At 73.9% G+C, this 14,349-nt stretch carries 14 protein-coding genes; 6 read left to right on the top strand and 8 right to left on the bottom strand.

Annotated features, from left to right (window positions below; translation table 11 throughout):
• Positions 1–150 precede the first annotated feature (150 nt).
• Positions 151–1,539: a cystathionine beta-synthase gene (locus tag SCA03_RS09160; protein WP_030892493.1), complete on the top strand. Its 1,389-nt coding sequence runs from the start codon at positions 151–153 to the stop codon at positions 1,537–1,539.
• 50 nt (positions 1,540–1,589) lie between these two features.
• On the opposite strand, the gene SCA03_RS09155 is transcribed toward SCA03_RS09160, so the two are convergent.
• Both SCA03_RS09155 and SCA03_RS09150 read right to left on the bottom strand, forming a co-directional pair.
• Positions 1,590–2,048 (bottom strand): hypothetical protein, encoded by a 459-nt coding sequence (locus SCA03_RS09155; protein ID WP_086814610.1) that lies wholly within the window; start codon positions 2,046–2,048, stop codon positions 1,590–1,592.
• A gap of 40 nt (positions 2,049–2,088) precedes the next feature.
• The gene (locus tag SCA03_RS09150) at positions 2,089–2,607 is read right to left on the bottom strand and encodes a MarR family winged helix-turn-helix transcriptional regulator (protein ID WP_030877605.1); all 519 of its coding nucleotides are present in this window, start codon (positions 2,605–2,607) and stop codon (positions 2,089–2,091) included.
• A 380-nt stretch (positions 2,608–2,987) separates the two neighbouring features.
• Between SCA03_RS09150 and SCA03_RS09145 the strand changes: the two genes are divergently transcribed.
• The 5 genes from SCA03_RS09145 to SCA03_RS09125 all read left to right on the top strand — a co-directional run bounded on the left by SCA03_RS09145 (position 2,988) and on the right by SCA03_RS09125 (position 8,312).
• Complete coding sequence (locus tag SCA03_RS09145) at positions 2,988–4,241, top strand: cytochrome P450 (protein WP_051846670.1); 1,254 nt, start codon at positions 2,988–2,990, stop codon at positions 4,239–4,241.
• The gene (locus SCA03_RS09140) at positions 4,238–4,462 is read left to right on the top strand and encodes a ferredoxin (protein WP_030877611.1); all 225 of its coding nucleotides are present in this window, start codon (positions 4,238–4,240) and stop codon (positions 4,460–4,462) included. The genes SCA03_RS09145 and SCA03_RS09140 overlap by 4 nt, the downstream gene beginning before the upstream one ends.
• The gene (locus SCA03_RS09135; protein ID WP_141275294.1) at positions 4,459–5,919 is read left to right on the top strand and encodes an NAD(P)/FAD-dependent oxidoreductase; all 1,461 of its coding nucleotides are present in this window, start codon (positions 4,459–4,461) and stop codon (positions 5,917–5,919) included. The genes SCA03_RS09140 and SCA03_RS09135 overlap by 4 nt, the downstream gene beginning before the upstream one ends.
• Positions 5,916–7,367, top strand: coding sequence for an MFS transporter (locus tag SCA03_RS09130; RefSeq protein WP_051855961.1), 1,452 nt, complete (start codon positions 5,916–5,918; stop codon positions 7,365–7,367). Before SCA03_RS09135 ends, SCA03_RS09130 begins: the two co-directional genes overlap by 4 nt.
• Before the next feature lie 84 nt (positions 7,368–7,451).
• A complete protein-coding gene (locus SCA03_RS09125) occupies positions 7,452–8,312 on the top strand; it encodes a MurR/RpiR family transcriptional regulator (protein ID WP_030877620.1) in 861 nt (286 codons plus the stop codon).
• A gap of 55 nt (positions 8,313–8,367) precedes the next feature.
• Here SCA03_RS09125 and SCA03_RS09120 read toward each other — a convergent pair whose 3' ends face one another.
• From SCA03_RS09120 to SCA03_RS09095, 6 genes are all read right to left on the bottom strand, one after another.
• Complete coding sequence (locus tag SCA03_RS09120) at positions 8,368–9,357, bottom strand: carbohydrate ABC transporter permease (protein ID WP_086817932.1); 990 nt, start codon at positions 9,355–9,357, stop codon at positions 8,368–8,370.
• Positions 9,358–9,364: 7 nt separating this feature from the next.
• Positions 9,365–10,264 carry a carbohydrate ABC transporter permease gene (locus SCA03_RS09115; RefSeq protein ID WP_086817931.1) on the bottom strand — a complete coding sequence of 300 codons (900 nt, stop codon included), beginning with the start codon at positions 10,262–10,264 and terminating at the stop codon, positions 9,365–9,367.
• Positions 10,261–11,628, bottom strand: coding sequence for an ABC transporter substrate-binding protein (locus SCA03_RS09110; protein WP_158933444.1), 1,368 nt, complete (start codon positions 11,626–11,628; stop codon positions 10,261–10,263). The genes SCA03_RS09115 and SCA03_RS09110 overlap by 4 nt, the downstream gene beginning before the upstream one ends.
• Positions 11,629–11,817: 189 nt before the next feature.
• Positions 11,818–12,087 (bottom strand): type II toxin-antitoxin system RelE family toxin, encoded by a 270-nt coding sequence (locus tag SCA03_RS09105; RefSeq protein ID WP_141275293.1) that lies wholly within the window; start codon positions 12,085–12,087, stop codon positions 11,818–11,820.
• Between the two features lie 17 nt (positions 12,088–12,104).
• Positions 12,105–12,392 (bottom strand): hypothetical protein, encoded by a 288-nt coding sequence (locus SCA03_RS09100; RefSeq protein ID WP_030892517.1) that lies wholly within the window; start codon positions 12,390–12,392, stop codon positions 12,105–12,107.
• A gap of 222 nt (positions 12,393–12,614) precedes the next feature.
• A partial coding sequence (locus SCA03_RS09095) for an alpha-L-fucosidase (RefSeq protein ID WP_141275292.1) occupies positions 12,615–14,349 on the bottom strand: 1,735 nt, incomplete at its 5' end.

The following is a 14,349-nucleotide window of genomic DNA, read 5'->3' as shown; positions in this document are numbered from 1 at the left end:
CGCAGCGGGGCATCCGGTCCGTGCCCTCAAGACTGTGGTGCCCGGCCCGGCCCTGTGTGCAACGCGCCCCCGGCGTGCACGTGTTGCCCAATATGGTGGCGGCACCGGGCCGTAACCACGCGGCCCCCACGACGACGCGCGGAGACCACGGTGCAGTATCACGAGTCGATGATCGAGCTGGTCGGCAACACCCCGCTGATCAAGCTGAACAGCGTGACGGACGGCATCCGGGCCACGGTTCTGGCCAAGGTGGAGTACTTCAACCCGGGCGGTTCGGTGAAGGACCGGATCGCCCTGCGGATGATCGAGGCCGCCGAGCGCTCCGGAGAGCTCCGCCCCGGCGGTGTGATCGTGGAGCCGACCTCCGGCAACACCGGTGTGGGGCTGGCGATCGTCGCGCAGCAGAAGGGCTACCGCTGCCTGTTCGTGTGCCCGGACAAGGTGTCCATGGACAAGATCAATGTGCTGCGTGCCTACGGCGCCGAGGTCGTCGTCTGCCCGACGGCCGTGGATCCCGAGCACCCGGACTCCTACTACAACGTCTCCGACCGGCTGGTGCGCGAGACCCCCGGCGCCTGGAAGCCCGACCAGTACAGCAACCCGGACAACCCCCGCTCGCACTATGAGACGACGGGCCCCGAGCTGTGGGAGCAGACGGACGGGCGCATCACCCACTTCGTCGCGGGGATCGGCACCGGCGGCACCATCAGCGGAACGGGCCGCTATCTCAAGGAGGTCAGCGGCGGCCGGGTCAGCGTCGTCGGCGCCGACCCCGAGGGCTCGGTGTACTCGGGCGGTTCGGGCCGGCCCTACCTCGTCGAGGGCGTGGGCGAGGACTTCTGGCCGGAGGCGTACGACCGGGGCGTGGCCGACCGGATCGTGGCCGTCTCCGACAAGGACTCCTTCCAGATGACGCGGCGGCTGGCCAAGGAGGAGGGGCTGCTGGTCGGCGGCTCGTGCGGGATGGCGGTCGTCGGCGCGCTGGAGGTGGCGCGTGAACTCGGGCCGGACGACGTGGTGGTGGTGCTGCTGCCGGACAGCGGGCGCGGCTATCTGAGCAAGATCTTCAACGACGAGTGGATGAACGACTACGGCTTCCTGGAGGAGGGCGGCTCCGCCGTCGCGCGCGTCGGCGACGTGCTGCGCTTCAAGGAGGGGCCGATGCCCTCGCTGGTGCACATGCACCCGGAGGAGACCGTCGGCGAGGCGGTCGAGGTGCTGCGCGAGTACGGCGTCTCGCAGATGCCGGTGGTCAAGCGGGGCGCCGGGCATCCGGATGTGATGGCGGCCGAGGTGATCGGCTCCGTCGTCGAACGCGAGCTGCTGGACGCGCTGTTCGCCCAGCGGGCCTCCCTCGGCGACGCGCTGGACAAGCACATGAGCGCGCCGCTGCCGCACGTCGGCGCGGGGGAGCCCGTCTCGGATCTGATGTCCGTGCTGGAGGGGGCCGACGCGGCGGTCGTCCAGGTCGAGGGCCGTCCCTCGGGCGTCGTCAGCCGGCAGGACCTGCTGGCGTTCCTGGCACAGGGCGGCAAGTAGCCGGCCGGGCCGGGCCCCGGGCGCGTTCCGGGGCCCGGCCCGGTGCGGTGTCAGTTCCAGTCGCCGGAACCCCGCTCCCGTGCGGCAGGGCCGCCGGAGGGGCCGGCGAACCAGGAGCGGCTGGCCTGGAGGGCGTTGACCGCGACGATGCCGCCCCAGCAGGCGAACAGCCCCGTCATGCCCGCGTTGACGGCGGCGATGGCCGACAGCGGGATGGCCAGGACCAGCGAGGTGATGGCCAGGCCCAGCCGGGCGCCGAGTCCGTCGTAGCCGGCCGGCGGCGCGGGCGGGCGGGTGCTGCCGCGCGCGACGACCATCTGCTGCTCGGCCATCTGCCGGCGGACCCGTTTGTCGACGACGGACTCCAGGCGCTGCTCCACCTTCTCCAGGAAGGAGTCGACCAGCTCGTCCTCGTACTCGGGGCCGAGTTCCCTGCGTGCCTGCACGGACGCGTCGAGTTCCTTCTTCAGCTCCGGGTCCCGCTTCAGCTCCGGGTCACGCGCGCTCATGCCGCCACGGTACGGCCGCCGGTTCCGGCGGGCAGGGGGGCTAGCCCCCCTCTTGGCCGGTGGCCCGGCCTCCGGATCCGCCGCCGGACGGCCGCCCGTCGGCCGGGCGGGGCCAGCTGACGCCCTCCAGGTTCTCCACGCTGCGGTTGAACCGGGACAGCAGCGCGACCAGTTCCTCGACGTGGTCCTCCGGCCAGTCGGCGACGACGCGGCGGGTGCCGGCCCGGCTGTGGTCCCGGTCGGCCGCCAGCCGCTCCAGGCCGTGCGGGGTGGGCCGGAACTTGCGGGCCATGCCGCCCTCCGGGTCGGGGATGCGCTCCACGAGGCCGTTGCGGAGCATCGCGGCGACCTGCCGGTTGATGGTGGAGACGTCGACGCGGAAGGTCTCGGCCAGCTGCTTGAGGGTCAGCGGCTCGTCGGCTTCGAGCCGGGTGAGCAGGACGTAGGCCGAGCGGTCCAGCGTCTGGCCGTCGCGGGGTTTGCGTGCGGAGACGTAGTGCCGCGCGAGCAGGGTCAGTTCGCGCTCCAGGTCGTTCAGTGCCCGCTGCTGGTCACTCACGGCTCCGCTCTCCACGTCGTCCCCATGTTCCTCGGTCTCTCCTCTGCTTCCCCGGGCTCTCCCGGCTTCCCCGGCTTCCCGGCCGTTCCGGCGTTCTCGGCTTCCGCGCTCCCGGCCCGCTGTGCCGTTGGCCCGCTGAGCCGTTGGCCTGCTGTGCCGTTGGGCCGTTGGGCCGTCGTGCCCCGAGTCTTCCATTTTCGCCGCCGGACTCCCTCCCCGGGGTTGTGCGTGATGCATAGGAAATGTAGCGTGCACATTCATTGCATCGTGCACATCAGCTGTTCCGGGGTGCCCGCCGTCATCGGCCCGCACATCCGCCGCGCCCCGGTCGCGCATCCGCTGTGCAACCGCTCCCGTCCGCACCGCACACGAGGAGACCCGTGCCCGCATCCGACACCGAACCCGGTGACGGCGCCGCGCCGCCGCCCGCGCTCGGCTACCCGACCGAACGGACCTGCCCCTTCAGCCCGCCGCCCGAGTTCGCGCGGCTGCGCGAACAGCCCGGGCTGCCCGCCGTCGAGGCCCTGGAGGGCGGGCGCCCGTGGCTCGTCACCCGGTACGCCGACGCCCGCGCCGTGCTCGGCTCGCCCGCCTTCTCCGCGCGCTTCGACACCCCCGGCTTCCCGCTGATGAGCCCCAGCGACGTCCAGCAGCGCGACGACCGCACCGAGAGCCTCATCCGCACCGACGACCCCGAGCATCTGCGCCAACGCCGCCGCCTCACCCGGGACTTCACGGTCAAGCGGATCGCGGCCCTCCGCCCGGAGATCCAGGGCGTCGTCGACGGTGCCCTCGACGAACTGCTGGCCCACGACGGCTCGGCCGATCTCATCGCCACCGTCGCGCTGCCGATCCCCTCCCGCGTCATCTGCCTGCTGCTCGGCGTCCCCTACGCCGACCACGGCTTCTTCCAGCGGGCCGCCGCCCGCGCTCTGGCCGGCGACTCCTCGCCCGACGAGGTGCGCACCGCGCTCGGCGAACTGGGCGACTACCTGGCCGCGCTCGTGCGCGAGAAGGTCCGGGACCCGCAGGACGACATCCTCTCCCGGCTGGCCACCGCCTATCTGGTGCCCGGCGAGATCGACGAGCGCGAGATGGTCACCATCGCCATGACGCTGCTCGTCGCCGGGTTCGAGACGACCGGCAACATGATCGGCCTCGGCACCGCGCTCTTCCTCACCCACCCCGAACAGCGCGCCCTGTTCACGGCCGGGGACGAACAACTCCAGCGCAACGCCGTCGAGGAACTGCTGCGCTATCTGTCGATAGCCCACCACCCGCGGCAGTTCGCCGCCACCGAGGACGTCACCGTCGGCGGCCACACCGTCCGCGCCGGCGAGGGCGTGCTCATCTCGCTGCCCGCCGTGAACCGCGACGCCGACGCCTTCGACGACCCCGACACCTTCGACATCACCCGCCCCGCACAGCAGCACCTCGCCTTCAGCTACGGCACCCACCAGTGCCTCGGTCAGGCGCTGGCCCGTATGGAACTGCTGCTGTACTTCCGCACGCTCTTCGCCCGGGTGCCCTCGCTGCGACTGCTGGACGCGCCCGAGGACTTCGACCTCAAGCAGCGCTCGCGGGCCCACGGTTTCCGCTCCCTTTCCGTCGCCTGGCAGGAGGACGCACGATGAGGATCACCATCGACCAGGACAGGTGCGTCGGCGCCGGGCAGTGCGTGCTCGTCGGCCCCGACCTCTTCGACCAGCGGGACGAGGACGGCGTCGCCTTCGTCCTGACGGACGGGCCCGAGGGCGCGGCCGGCGGTCCGGGTGAGGAGCACCGGGCGGCGGCCGAGGAGGCCGCCCGGGTGTGCCCGGCCGCGGCGATCACGGTGGCCGGAACCGAACGGTGAACCTGCCACCCGTACCGCCCGAACTGCCCGAACCGCCCCTGCCCTCCCCGGCAGCCGGGCCCTCGGACGCCCCGCTCCCGGACGCCCCGTCCCCGGGCGCACCGCTTCCGGACGCCCCGCCCTCCGGCGCCCCGTCCCCGGACTCCGTCTCCTCGGACTCCGCCTCCCCGGGCGGTCCCGCGCCGGCGGATTCCGGTGGCGCGCGCCCCCGGGTGCGCCCGCCGCGCCGCCGCATTCTCGTCGTCGGCGCGGGAGTCGCCGGTCTGACGGTGGCCGAGGAGCTGCGGCGGCGCGGCTACGACGGCGAGTTGACCCTCGTCGGGGACGAGCCGCATGTGCCCTACGACCGGCCGCCGCTCACCAAGCGGTTCCTGGCCGGCGGGCTGCCCGAGGAGCGGCTGCACCTCACCTCGTCCGCCGCACTGGCCGCCGCGGACATCGCCTGGACACCCGGCCGGCGTGCCGTGGCGGCCGATGCCGGCGCGCGCACGGTCACGCTCGACGACGGCCGCGTCCTGCCGTACACCGACCTCGTGGTGGCCACCGGCGTCGCCCCGCGCCCGCTGCCGGGCACCGCCGGGGTGCCGCACGTGTGCACGGTGCGGACGCTGGACGACGCCCGCGCCCTCGCCAGACGGCTGACACCCGGCCACCGGCTGGTGGTGGCCGGCGCCGGTTTCCTCGGCTGCGAGGCGGCCTGGACGGCGCTGTCGTTGGGCTGCGCCGTCACCCTCGTCGGCCGGGAGCGGGAAGTGCTGCCGGTGCTCGGCGCACGGGTCGGCGCCGCCGTCGGCGGCCGGCTCCGGGCGGCCGGCGCCGAGGTGCGCACCGGGCGGCGGGTGGCCGCCGTCCGCGAGGCCGGGCCCGGCGACGGGCTCACCGTCACGCTGGACGACGGCGCCGCGGTGGCGGCCGGGACGCTGCTGGTCGCCGTCGGCTCCGCGCCGGACACCGCGTGGCTGGCCGGCACCGGGCCCGATCTGTCCGACGGCGTCCGCTGCGACGCGGGCGGCCGGGCGGCCCCGGGCATCCACGCCGCCGGCGACGTCGCCGCCTGGTACCACCCGGGACGGGGCCGGCATCGGCGGCTGGAGCACCGGATGAGCGCAGCCGAGCAGGGCCGGGCCGTCGCCGCCGATCTGCTGGGCGCCGGGGAACACCCGGCCTCCGTGCCGTTCTTCTGGACGGACCAGGGCCCGCACAAGCTCACCGTGTACGGACTGCCGGGCCCCGGCGCCCGGTTCGAGCCGGACACCGGGACGGTGGGCGACGACCGGTTCGCCGGCCGGTACCGGGAGCACGGGCGCACCACCGCCGTACTGGCCTGGAACGCGCCCCGGGAGGCCCTGCGGCTGCGCCGCGAACTGACGGACGAGAGTGCTCGGTCGGGCCCACGCGCCGGTGCTGCCCCTGCCGGTGCGGCCCCCGGCGACTCCGCCCCTGCGGGTGCCCGGTGACCGGGGCGGCCGGGGGCGGCCCGGAACGGCCGGGGGCGCGCGCTTCCAAGGGCAGCGCGCGGCTGGTCGCGGTCATCGCGCTGAGCGGGGTCGTCGTCTCGCTGATGCAGACGCTGGTCGTCCCGCTGGTGCCCCGGTTGCCGCGGCTGCTGGGGGTGCCGGCCGACGACGCCTCCTGGGTGGTCACCGTGACGCTGCTGGCCGCGGCCGTCGTCACACCCGTCTCCGGGCGGCTCGGCGACATGTACGGCAAGCGGCGGATGCTGGCGCTGAGCCTGCTCGCGCTCGTCGCCGGTTCGGTGCTGTGCGCGGTGTCCGACACGCTGGTGCCGGTCGTCGCCGGGCGGGCGCTCCAGGGGCTGGCGACGGGCGTCATCCCGCTCGGCATCAGCATCCTGCGCGACGAACTGCCCGCCGAGCGGGTCGGGTCCGCCGTCGCGCTGGTCAGCGCCACGCTCGGGGTGGGCGGCGCGGTGGGGCTGCCGCTGGCGGCGGCGCTCGCCCAGTACGCGGACTGGCACGTCCTCTTCCAGGTGTCCGCCGGGCTGGGCCTGGTGTGCCTCGTCGCGACGGTGGTGTGGGTGCCGGAGTCGCCGGTGCGCTCCTCGGGCAGGTTCGACGTGCTCGGCGCGCTCGGCCTGGCCGCCGGTCTGGTGTGTCTGCTGCTGCCGGTGATCAAGGGCGGTACGTGGGGCTGGACCAGCGCGACGACCCTGGGCCTGTTCGCTGCGGCGGCCGTCGTGCTGACGCTGTGGGGGTTCGCCGAGAGCCGGATCCGGCAGCCGCTGGTGGATCTGCGGACGACGGTGAGCCGGCCGGTCCTGTTCACCAATCTGGCGTCCGTCATGGTCGGCTTCGCGATGTACGCGATGTCGCTGACGCTGCCCCAGCTCCTCCAGGCCCCGGCCGCGACCGGGTACGGACTGGGCCGGTCGATGCTGGAGGCCGGGCTGGCGCTGGCGCCCGGCGGGCTGGTGATGATGCTGCTCTCGCCCGTCTCGGCCGCGGTCACCCGCCGGTGGGGCGCGCGGACGGCGCTGCTGGCGGGGGCCGTGGTGATCGGCGCCGGCTACGGGGCGGGGCTGCTGCTGATGTCCCAGGTGTGGCAGATCGTGCTGACCGCGGTGCTGATCAGCGCCGGCGTCGGTATCGCGTACGCGGCGATGCCCGCTTTGATCATGGCCTCCGTCCCGGCCACCGGCACCGGGGCCGCCAACGGGCTCAACGCCCTGATGCGGTCCATCGGCACCTCCGTCTCCAGCGCCGTGACGGCCGCGGTGCTCGCCGGGGCGACGACGCGGGTCGGGCCGGCGGAGGTACCGGCCGAGGGTGCTTTCCGGGCGACCTATGTCGTCGCCGTGGCCGCCGTCGTCGTCGGTATCGTCCTCACGCTGCTCATTCCCCGGCCCACCGGGACCGCCTTGCCCCGGGACGCCCGTTCTGCATAGCCTTATGCAGGGGAGGAGCGGGCTGAATGGCCAGGGGTCCGGGCGGGGCCCCGCCGCCGGGTCGAGCACGGGGAGAGGCACGGGATGGGTGGCGCGAGCGCACGGCTGACGAAGATGTTCGAGGGGCACCGGCTCACGCCGACCCAGCGCCGGATCGCCCACTGCATGGTGCGCCGCGCGGACGACACACCGTTCCTCTCCAGCGTCGAACTGGCCGAACTCGCCGGGGTGAGCCAGCCCTCGGTCACCCGGTTCGCCGTCGCGCTCGGCTTCGACGGCTACCCGGCGCTCCGCCGCCATCTGCGCGAGAACCAGCCGGAACCGGCGGCGGGCGGCGAGCCCCCGGCGGAGGCGGGCGGCGCCGCCAACCCCTACCAGCAGGCCGTCCACGCGGAGATCGAGAACCTGCGCAGGCTGGCCGCGCTGCTCGCCGACCCGGAGCCCGTCGAGCGGGCCGGCGCGCTGCTCGCGGGATCCCGGCCGCTGCCGGTGCTCGGGCTGCGCGCCGCCGCGGCCCAGGCCACCGGCTTCGCCTACTTCGCCGCCAAGGTCCACCCCGATGTGCGGCTGCTGAGCGAGGGCGGCTCCATGCTCGTCGACCGCATCGACGGCTGCGTACGGGCCGGAGCGAGCGCCCTGCTGTGCTTCGCGCTGCCGCGGCACCCGCGGGAGACGGTCGCGGCCCTCGACCACGCGCGGGAGGCGGGGCTGTCGCTGGTGACCGTCGCCGACAGCGCCTTCGCGCCCGTCGCCCAGACCGGCGACCTGCTGCTGCCCGCCGGCGTCGGCACCGGCCTGACCTTCGACACGGCCTGCGCGCCCATGCTGCTCGGCCGGATGCTCCTGGAGGCCATGTGCGACGGCCTGCCCGACGCACAGGCCCGGCTGGAGGAGTTCGACGCCCGCGCCGGCGAACGCGGCCTGTTCGCCGACTGGATCGACTGAACGCCGGGCGGGGCGGGCGCCCCGGCCTCGGCCCGTCCGTCGCCGGGCCCCGCGGTCACTCCCGGACGGCGCCGGAGAGCATCCCGCTGATGAACCGCCGTTGCAGCAGGACGTAGACGGCCAGCACCGGCAGGGCCACGAGCACGGCGGCGGCCGAGGTGACGCCGGGGTCGCTGGTGCGGCGGTCGCCGGTGAAGAAGGAGAGCGCGAGCGGGGCCGTCCGCAGGCCGGGGTTGTCCGGCACGAGCACCAGGGCCAGCAGGAACTCGTTCCAGGCGTACAGGAACAGCAGCGCGGCCAGTGTGGTGAGCGCCGGCACGGAGAGCGGGAGCAGCACCTTGCGCAGTGTCTGGAGGCGGGTGGCGCCGTCGAGTTCGGCGGCCTCGCGCAGGGAACGGGGCACGGCGGCGAAGAAGTTGCGCATCCAGAAGGTGCCCAGCGCGAAGGACAGCCCGACCTGCGGCAGGATCAGCGCCCAGTAGGTGTCGAGCAGGCCCCACTCGCGCATCTGGTAGGAGAGCGGGATCACGGTCGCCTCGTAGGGCAGCACGAGCCCGGTCATGAGGAGGGCCAGCAGCGGCCCGCGCAGCGGGAAGCGGAAGCAGGCGAAGGCGTAGCCGGCGGGCACGCAGATCAGCAGCGTCAGGGCGACGACGGCGGCGGCGACGAGCAGGCTGTTGGTGAGCGCCTCGGAGAACAGGCCCCTGCGCCAGGCCGTGGCGAAGTTGTCGAGATGCACGGACGACGGGATCGACAGGCCCGTCGCGCGGGCGCCCGGCTCGTGCAGGGCGACGAGCAGGATCTGGACGAACGGGTAGAGCGCCACGAGGGAGGCCAGCACCAGCAGCGCGTGGCCGAGCAGCGACTCGCGTCGGCTGCCGTCGGCCACCGCACGGCGGCGCGGCGGGCGGTGCGGCGCACCGCGGCGCGGCCGGCGGCGGTACGGCGGACGGACCCGCGGCCGGTTCCGGCGCCCGGGGCGTGCGGTGGAGTCCGCGGTGTCAGCGGTGCCGGCGGTGCCCGTGGTGCCGGTGGTGTCCGTCATCCCCGGCTCACCCCTCCCGCTCGCGCAGTACGCGGGTGATCAGGCCGCAGACGGTGAGCGTCAGCAGGGTGAGCGCGATCCCGATGGCCGCCGCGTCGCCCACCTCCCGGGAGACGAACGCGTCCTGGTAGAGGAAGACGCTCGGCACGGTGGTGCTGTGGCCGGGGCCGCCCGCCGTGGTGTTCCAGACGATGTCGAAGTTGCGCAGCGCCTGGGTCACGGTCAGCACCAGCGCCAGGCCGGTCTCCCCGCGCAGCGCCGGGACGATCACGGTGCGGAACTCGCGTACGGGACCGGCCCCGTCCAGCCGTGCGGCCTCGAAGAGTTCGCGGGGGATGCGCAGCGCGCCGGCGAGGAACAGCACCAGGCACAGCCCGCACATCACCCAGGAGCCGATGAGGCCGACGGCGGGCAGCGCGGTGGCGTTGTCCCCCAGCCAGGACCGGGCGAGCGCGTCGAGCCCGACGGCCCGCAGCAGCCCGTTGAGCGGCCCGTCCGGGTCGTAGATCCAGCGCCAGGAGACGGCGACGACCACGGTGGAGAGCACCTGCGGGACGAACAGCAGCGCGCGGAAGACGCCGAGCCCGCGGATGCGGACCCGCACCATCAGCGCCGTCAGCACCAGCCCGGCCGCGACCGGCACCAGCGCGTAGAAGAACAGGAAGACCAGCGAGTGCAGCAGTGCCTCGCGCAGCCGCGGATCGGTCAGCAGCGCCGTGTAGTTGTCCGGCCCGACCCAGGTACCGAGGGTGAGGCCGTCCCAGTCGAAGAGCGAGATCCAGGCCGTCATCAGCAGCGGGCGCAGCACGAACAGCACATAGACGACGGCGCCGGGCAGCAGATACAGATACGCGGGCCAGTACTGGCGCCGCGCCCAGGCGCGCAGCCGGGCGCGGGAGGCCGTCACGAACCGCCCCCGCGCCCACGTGTCTTCGCCTCCTGCTCGGCGAGGAAGCCCGCCCTGTCCCGTTCGATCCGCCGCAGATAGGCGCCGACGGACAGCCGGCCGGTCAGCAGGTCCTGGGTGGCCGAGCCGATCGTCGCCAGCATCGAGTGGGACGCCCAGTCGAAGTAGTAGGTCTGCCCGTCGCCCAGCAGCAGCCGCTTTCCGGTCGCGGCCTGCTGCCGGCCCAGCCGGTCCGGCATGTCCACCCCGTCGGTGACCACCGGCAGCCGGCCCGCGTCCGCCATGGCCTGTGCGCCGGTGCGGCTCTGCATCATGCCGAGGAAGGCCACGGCGGCGTCCGTCGCGTCGCTCTTCGCCGAGATGTGCCACGGCAGTCCGAAGGCGCCGGCCGCGACGGTGCGGCCGTCAGCGGTGCGCGGCACGGTGAAGCCCGCGTCGTCGCCCAGCTTTCCGCCGACGGCCGGCGCGTTCCAGGAGCCGGCGATCATGAACACCCCCTTCCCGGCGGTGAACTTGCTGACCGCGTCGTCCGCGCTGACCCCGTTGTAGCCCGTGCCGAGATAGCCCTTCCGGGCCCAGCCGCGCAGCTCGCGCGCCGCCTCCCGGTTGCCCGCCGTGGCGAACGTGGTGCCGGGCACCCCGTTGATCCACGCCCGGCTCTCGTTCACGGGCACCTTCTGCGCCTGGATCGTGCCCAGCAGCTGTTCGGCCGGGTACTGATCGGCGTTGCCCAGCTGGAGCGGCAGCTCCCCGGCCTCCTTCGCCTTCCGCAGCCCGGCGGTGAACTCCGCCCAGCTGTGCGGTGGCCGGATGCCCAGCTCGGAGAGCTTGGAGCGGTTGTAGAAGACGCCGATGTACTCGTTGGACTGGCTGATCCCGTACAGGCTGCCGGAGCCGAAGAGCGTGCCGTCCGGTGTCCAGCGCAGCTGGTCGGTGGTCCCGCCGGGGTGGTCGAGGTCCCAGCCGTAGGCGTGCGAGACGTCGTCCAGGGGACGCAGCAGCCCGGCGCGCACCAACTGGCCGTCGACGCCGTAGCCCTGGTTCCCCTGCACCAGGTCGGGCGGGTGCTCGCCGGACATCGTGGTGACGATCGTCTTGAAGAAGTCCGTGGACGCCTTGGTCTCCACCTCGACCCGCACGTTCGGGTACTTCTTCTCGAACCGGGCCACCAGGCGCTTCAGGAACTCCCGTTCACCCGAGTCCGCCAGCACCCGCAGCGTCGTACGGCCGTGCTCCGCCACCCGCTCCGGGCCGACCGGCCGCAGGATCCGCCCACCCGGCAACTCCTGCCCCGCCGCGGCCCCGCCCGCCCCCGGCACACTGCACGCCCCCAGCGCCAGCACACACCCGAGGGCGGCCAACACGCCCACGCCCCGGCGCGGTTCGCCCCCGCGCCCACCCCGCAGCCACCACCCCATCCGCCGCCCCCTCCCACCGTCCCCGCCCGAACCCAGCCGACGATGACACAGCGCCCCGCCACCGGACCATATGCGCGCACACGCCGGTCCGGAGCGGGGTGGGAAGGGGCCGGGCCGGGCTGCGCGCGGACGGCGTCAGGAGGACGGTGCGGTGCCGCCGAGGTGATGGATGTGCCGCAGATAGACCCGCCGGACGGGCGGGGCCGTGATGACGACGAGGCTCACCACCGTGTGCCGGAGCGTGAGCAGCCGTGCGACATCGTCACGTTCGCCGCCCCGGGGTTCCGACCGGGCGAACGGATCGTGGCAGAGCTCGACGAGCGCGCCGTCGAGCTCCGCCCGGGCTTCGTCGGGGAGCGCGTCCCAGACCGCTTCGACTGCCGGAGAGTAACGGAGCTTGTACACCCGGACAGCCTGTCAGCTCAGGCGACGCCCCGGGAGCGGATCTCTTCGGTCGCCTGCCGCATCCGCTCGTCCCCGTCGAGCCATTCGCCCGGGGGGTCCTCCCCGCGCCGGGCGGCCGCGACGAATTCGTCCTTGTCGGCGAGGGACGACTCGATGTCCTTCGCGACCCGCTCCCACTTCGCGAAGACCGGCAGCAACTCGTGCGCCGGCGCCTTGTTGATCTCGGTGAGAAAGCGCTGGGTGAGCGTCGGCGCTCCGAGGGACGCGCAGATCCGCTCGATGGTCCACGGCTGCTCGCTGCTCATTGCCGTCCTCCTCGCGCTGCCATGTTCCCGCGACTCCTGCCGGAGCCCCGGGCCTCACTGAACCGGTCGGTGAAGCGGCTTCACAAGCGGCTTGTCAACCGGCTTGTCAAACGGCTTTACAGACGTTCGGCGTCCGAGGCTACCTGGCCACCCACCCACCCGGCCGGGGAACGGACCGGGACGGGCGGGCGGCCTCCGAAGGCGCGGAGGGTCGTCCCGCTCTCAGTGCCTTGGCCCCCGGCCCGGGTTCGGGGTCAGGGTGAGGGAGGTGAGCTTCAGGTCGAGGCTCTGGCCCTGGTGGGTGGGGTGGGCTCGGGTGATCGTCACGGGGGTCACGGTGTCGCGCGGGATCCGGAACGGGCCCAGGGCGCCGGAGGTGAGGCGGGCGCCGGAGACGGTGCGGGTGCGGTGGCCGACGGTGACGCGGTAGCGGGCGTTGGGGTCGGCCGTGCCCGCGACGCGCAGCCGGGCGGCGGGAACGGTCCGGCGGGGCGAGACGAGGTAGGCGCTCTCGCGTACGGTCGTGCGCTTCTGGGTGGCGTAGTTGCCGGTGTCCGCGTAGCCGTGCCCGGTGTGCAGGGCGTCGCCGCGGGCCGTCCAGTCGCCGTCGGCGCCGGGGCGCACGGTGTGCGCGGGGATCACCCGCAGGGCGCCGTCGAGGCGGGCGCGCAGCACGGGCAGCACCTCGTCGGTCGGCTTCTCGGGCAGCCGCACCACCAGGTCGGCGCCGTCCTGCCGCCACCGCAGCCGCTCGCCGCCCTCGGCGGTCACGCTCCGCACCCGGGTGGCCAGGCCGGGCAGCCGCAGTTCACGGTCGGCCGGCCACTTGGTGACGTGCAGGAACAGATCGCGGTCGTGGACGGTCACCTCGCCCCAGGGCTGTCCGCCGAACCGGGTGGCGTCGGCGCCGAGGACGGCGCGCGGATGCCTCTTGAGCCAGGCGCCGATGCCGCGCAGTACGTCCGCCTCGAAGCCGACGATCGAACCGTCCCCGCGCGGGCCGATGTTGAGCAGATAGTTGCCGCCGCGTGCCCGCACGCTCAGCAGCCCCTGCACGAGGTCGCGGATCTTGCCGGGCTTGTCCTCCCGCTTCTGCCAGCTGCGGTAGCCCCAGGTCTCGTGGTAGACGGACGCCGGGGTCTGCCACGGCCCGTCGAGCGCGACATCGGGCACCTCGTTGTCGCCCATCACCCGGAAGTCGCCCGCGTTGTTCCACACCCGGCTGCTGACGGTGGCGCCGGGCTGGAGCCGGTGCACGAGCCCGGCGAACCTGCGGCTCTGCTCGGCCGTCGGCGAGGACATGTCGAACCACACCTCGGAGATCGGGCCGTAGCCGGTCATCAGCTCGCGCAGCTGGCCCTCGATCAGCGGCTCCATGGAGGCGGGGATCGGGTTGTTGTTGTCCGGGTCGAAGCCGTGCCCGGCGTGCCAGTCGACGAGGGAGAAGTAGACGCCGAACTTCAGGCCCTGCGCCCGGCACTCCTTCGCCAGCAGCTTCAGCGGGTCCTTGCCGTAGGGGGTGCGGTCGGCGATGTCGTAGTCGGTGGTGCCGGTGTCGAACATCGCGAAGCCGTCGTGGTGCTTGCTCGTGATCACCACGTACTTCATCCCGGCGTCCTTGGCGAGCCCGCAGATGGCCTTCGGGTCGAACCGCTCGGCCCGGAAGCGCTCGGCGACCTCGCCGTACTCCCGGTCGGAGATGTTCGCCCACATCTGGATCTGCTCGCTGTAGCCCTTGGTGACGGGCTTGCCCTTCCAGACGCCGCCCAGCTCGGAGTAGAGCCCCCAGTGGATGAACATCCCGTACTGGAGCCGCTGCCAGGCGGCCACCCGGGGATCGTCGGACCGGGGGACGGCGCCGGGTATGCCGCGCGGCACCCCGTCGGCGGCGGACGCGGCACCGGCCGTCCCGCCGGACGCCGGGGCGCCGCTCCCCGCACCGGCGCCCGCCGCCGCC

The sequence above is a fragment of the Streptomyces cacaoi genome, assembly GCF_006539165.1.
In the GTDB taxonomy this organism is placed as follows: Bacteria; Actinomycetota; Actinomycetes; order Streptomycetales; family Streptomycetaceae; genus Streptomyces; species Streptomyces cacaoi.
The sequence above is the reverse complement of the archived record's forward strand: the minus strand, read 5'-3'. Positions and strand labels throughout refer to the sequence as shown.

Bases quoted from the DNA above. Each gene is read 5' to 3' on its own strand.
- SCA03_RS09155 (WP_086814610.1), bottom strand. From the start codon at position 2,048: ATGAGCGCGCGTGACCCGGAGCTGAAGCGGGACCCGGAGCTGAAGAAG.
- SCA03_RS09140 (WP_030877611.1), top strand. From the start codon at position 4,238: ATGAGGATCACCATCGACCAGGACAGGTGCGTCGGCGCCGGGCAGTGC.
- SCA03_RS09125 (WP_030877620.1), top strand. From the start codon at position 7,452: ATGGGTGGCGCGAGCGCACGGCTGACGAAGATGTTCGAGGGGCACCGG.
- SCA03_RS09120 (WP_086817932.1), bottom strand. From the start codon at position 9,357: ATGACGGACACCACCGGCACCACGGGCACCGCCGGCACCGCTGACACC.
- SCA03_RS09100 (WP_030892517.1), bottom strand. From the start codon at position 12,392: ATGAGCAGCGAGCAGCCGTGGACCATCGAGCGGATCTGCGCGTCCCTC.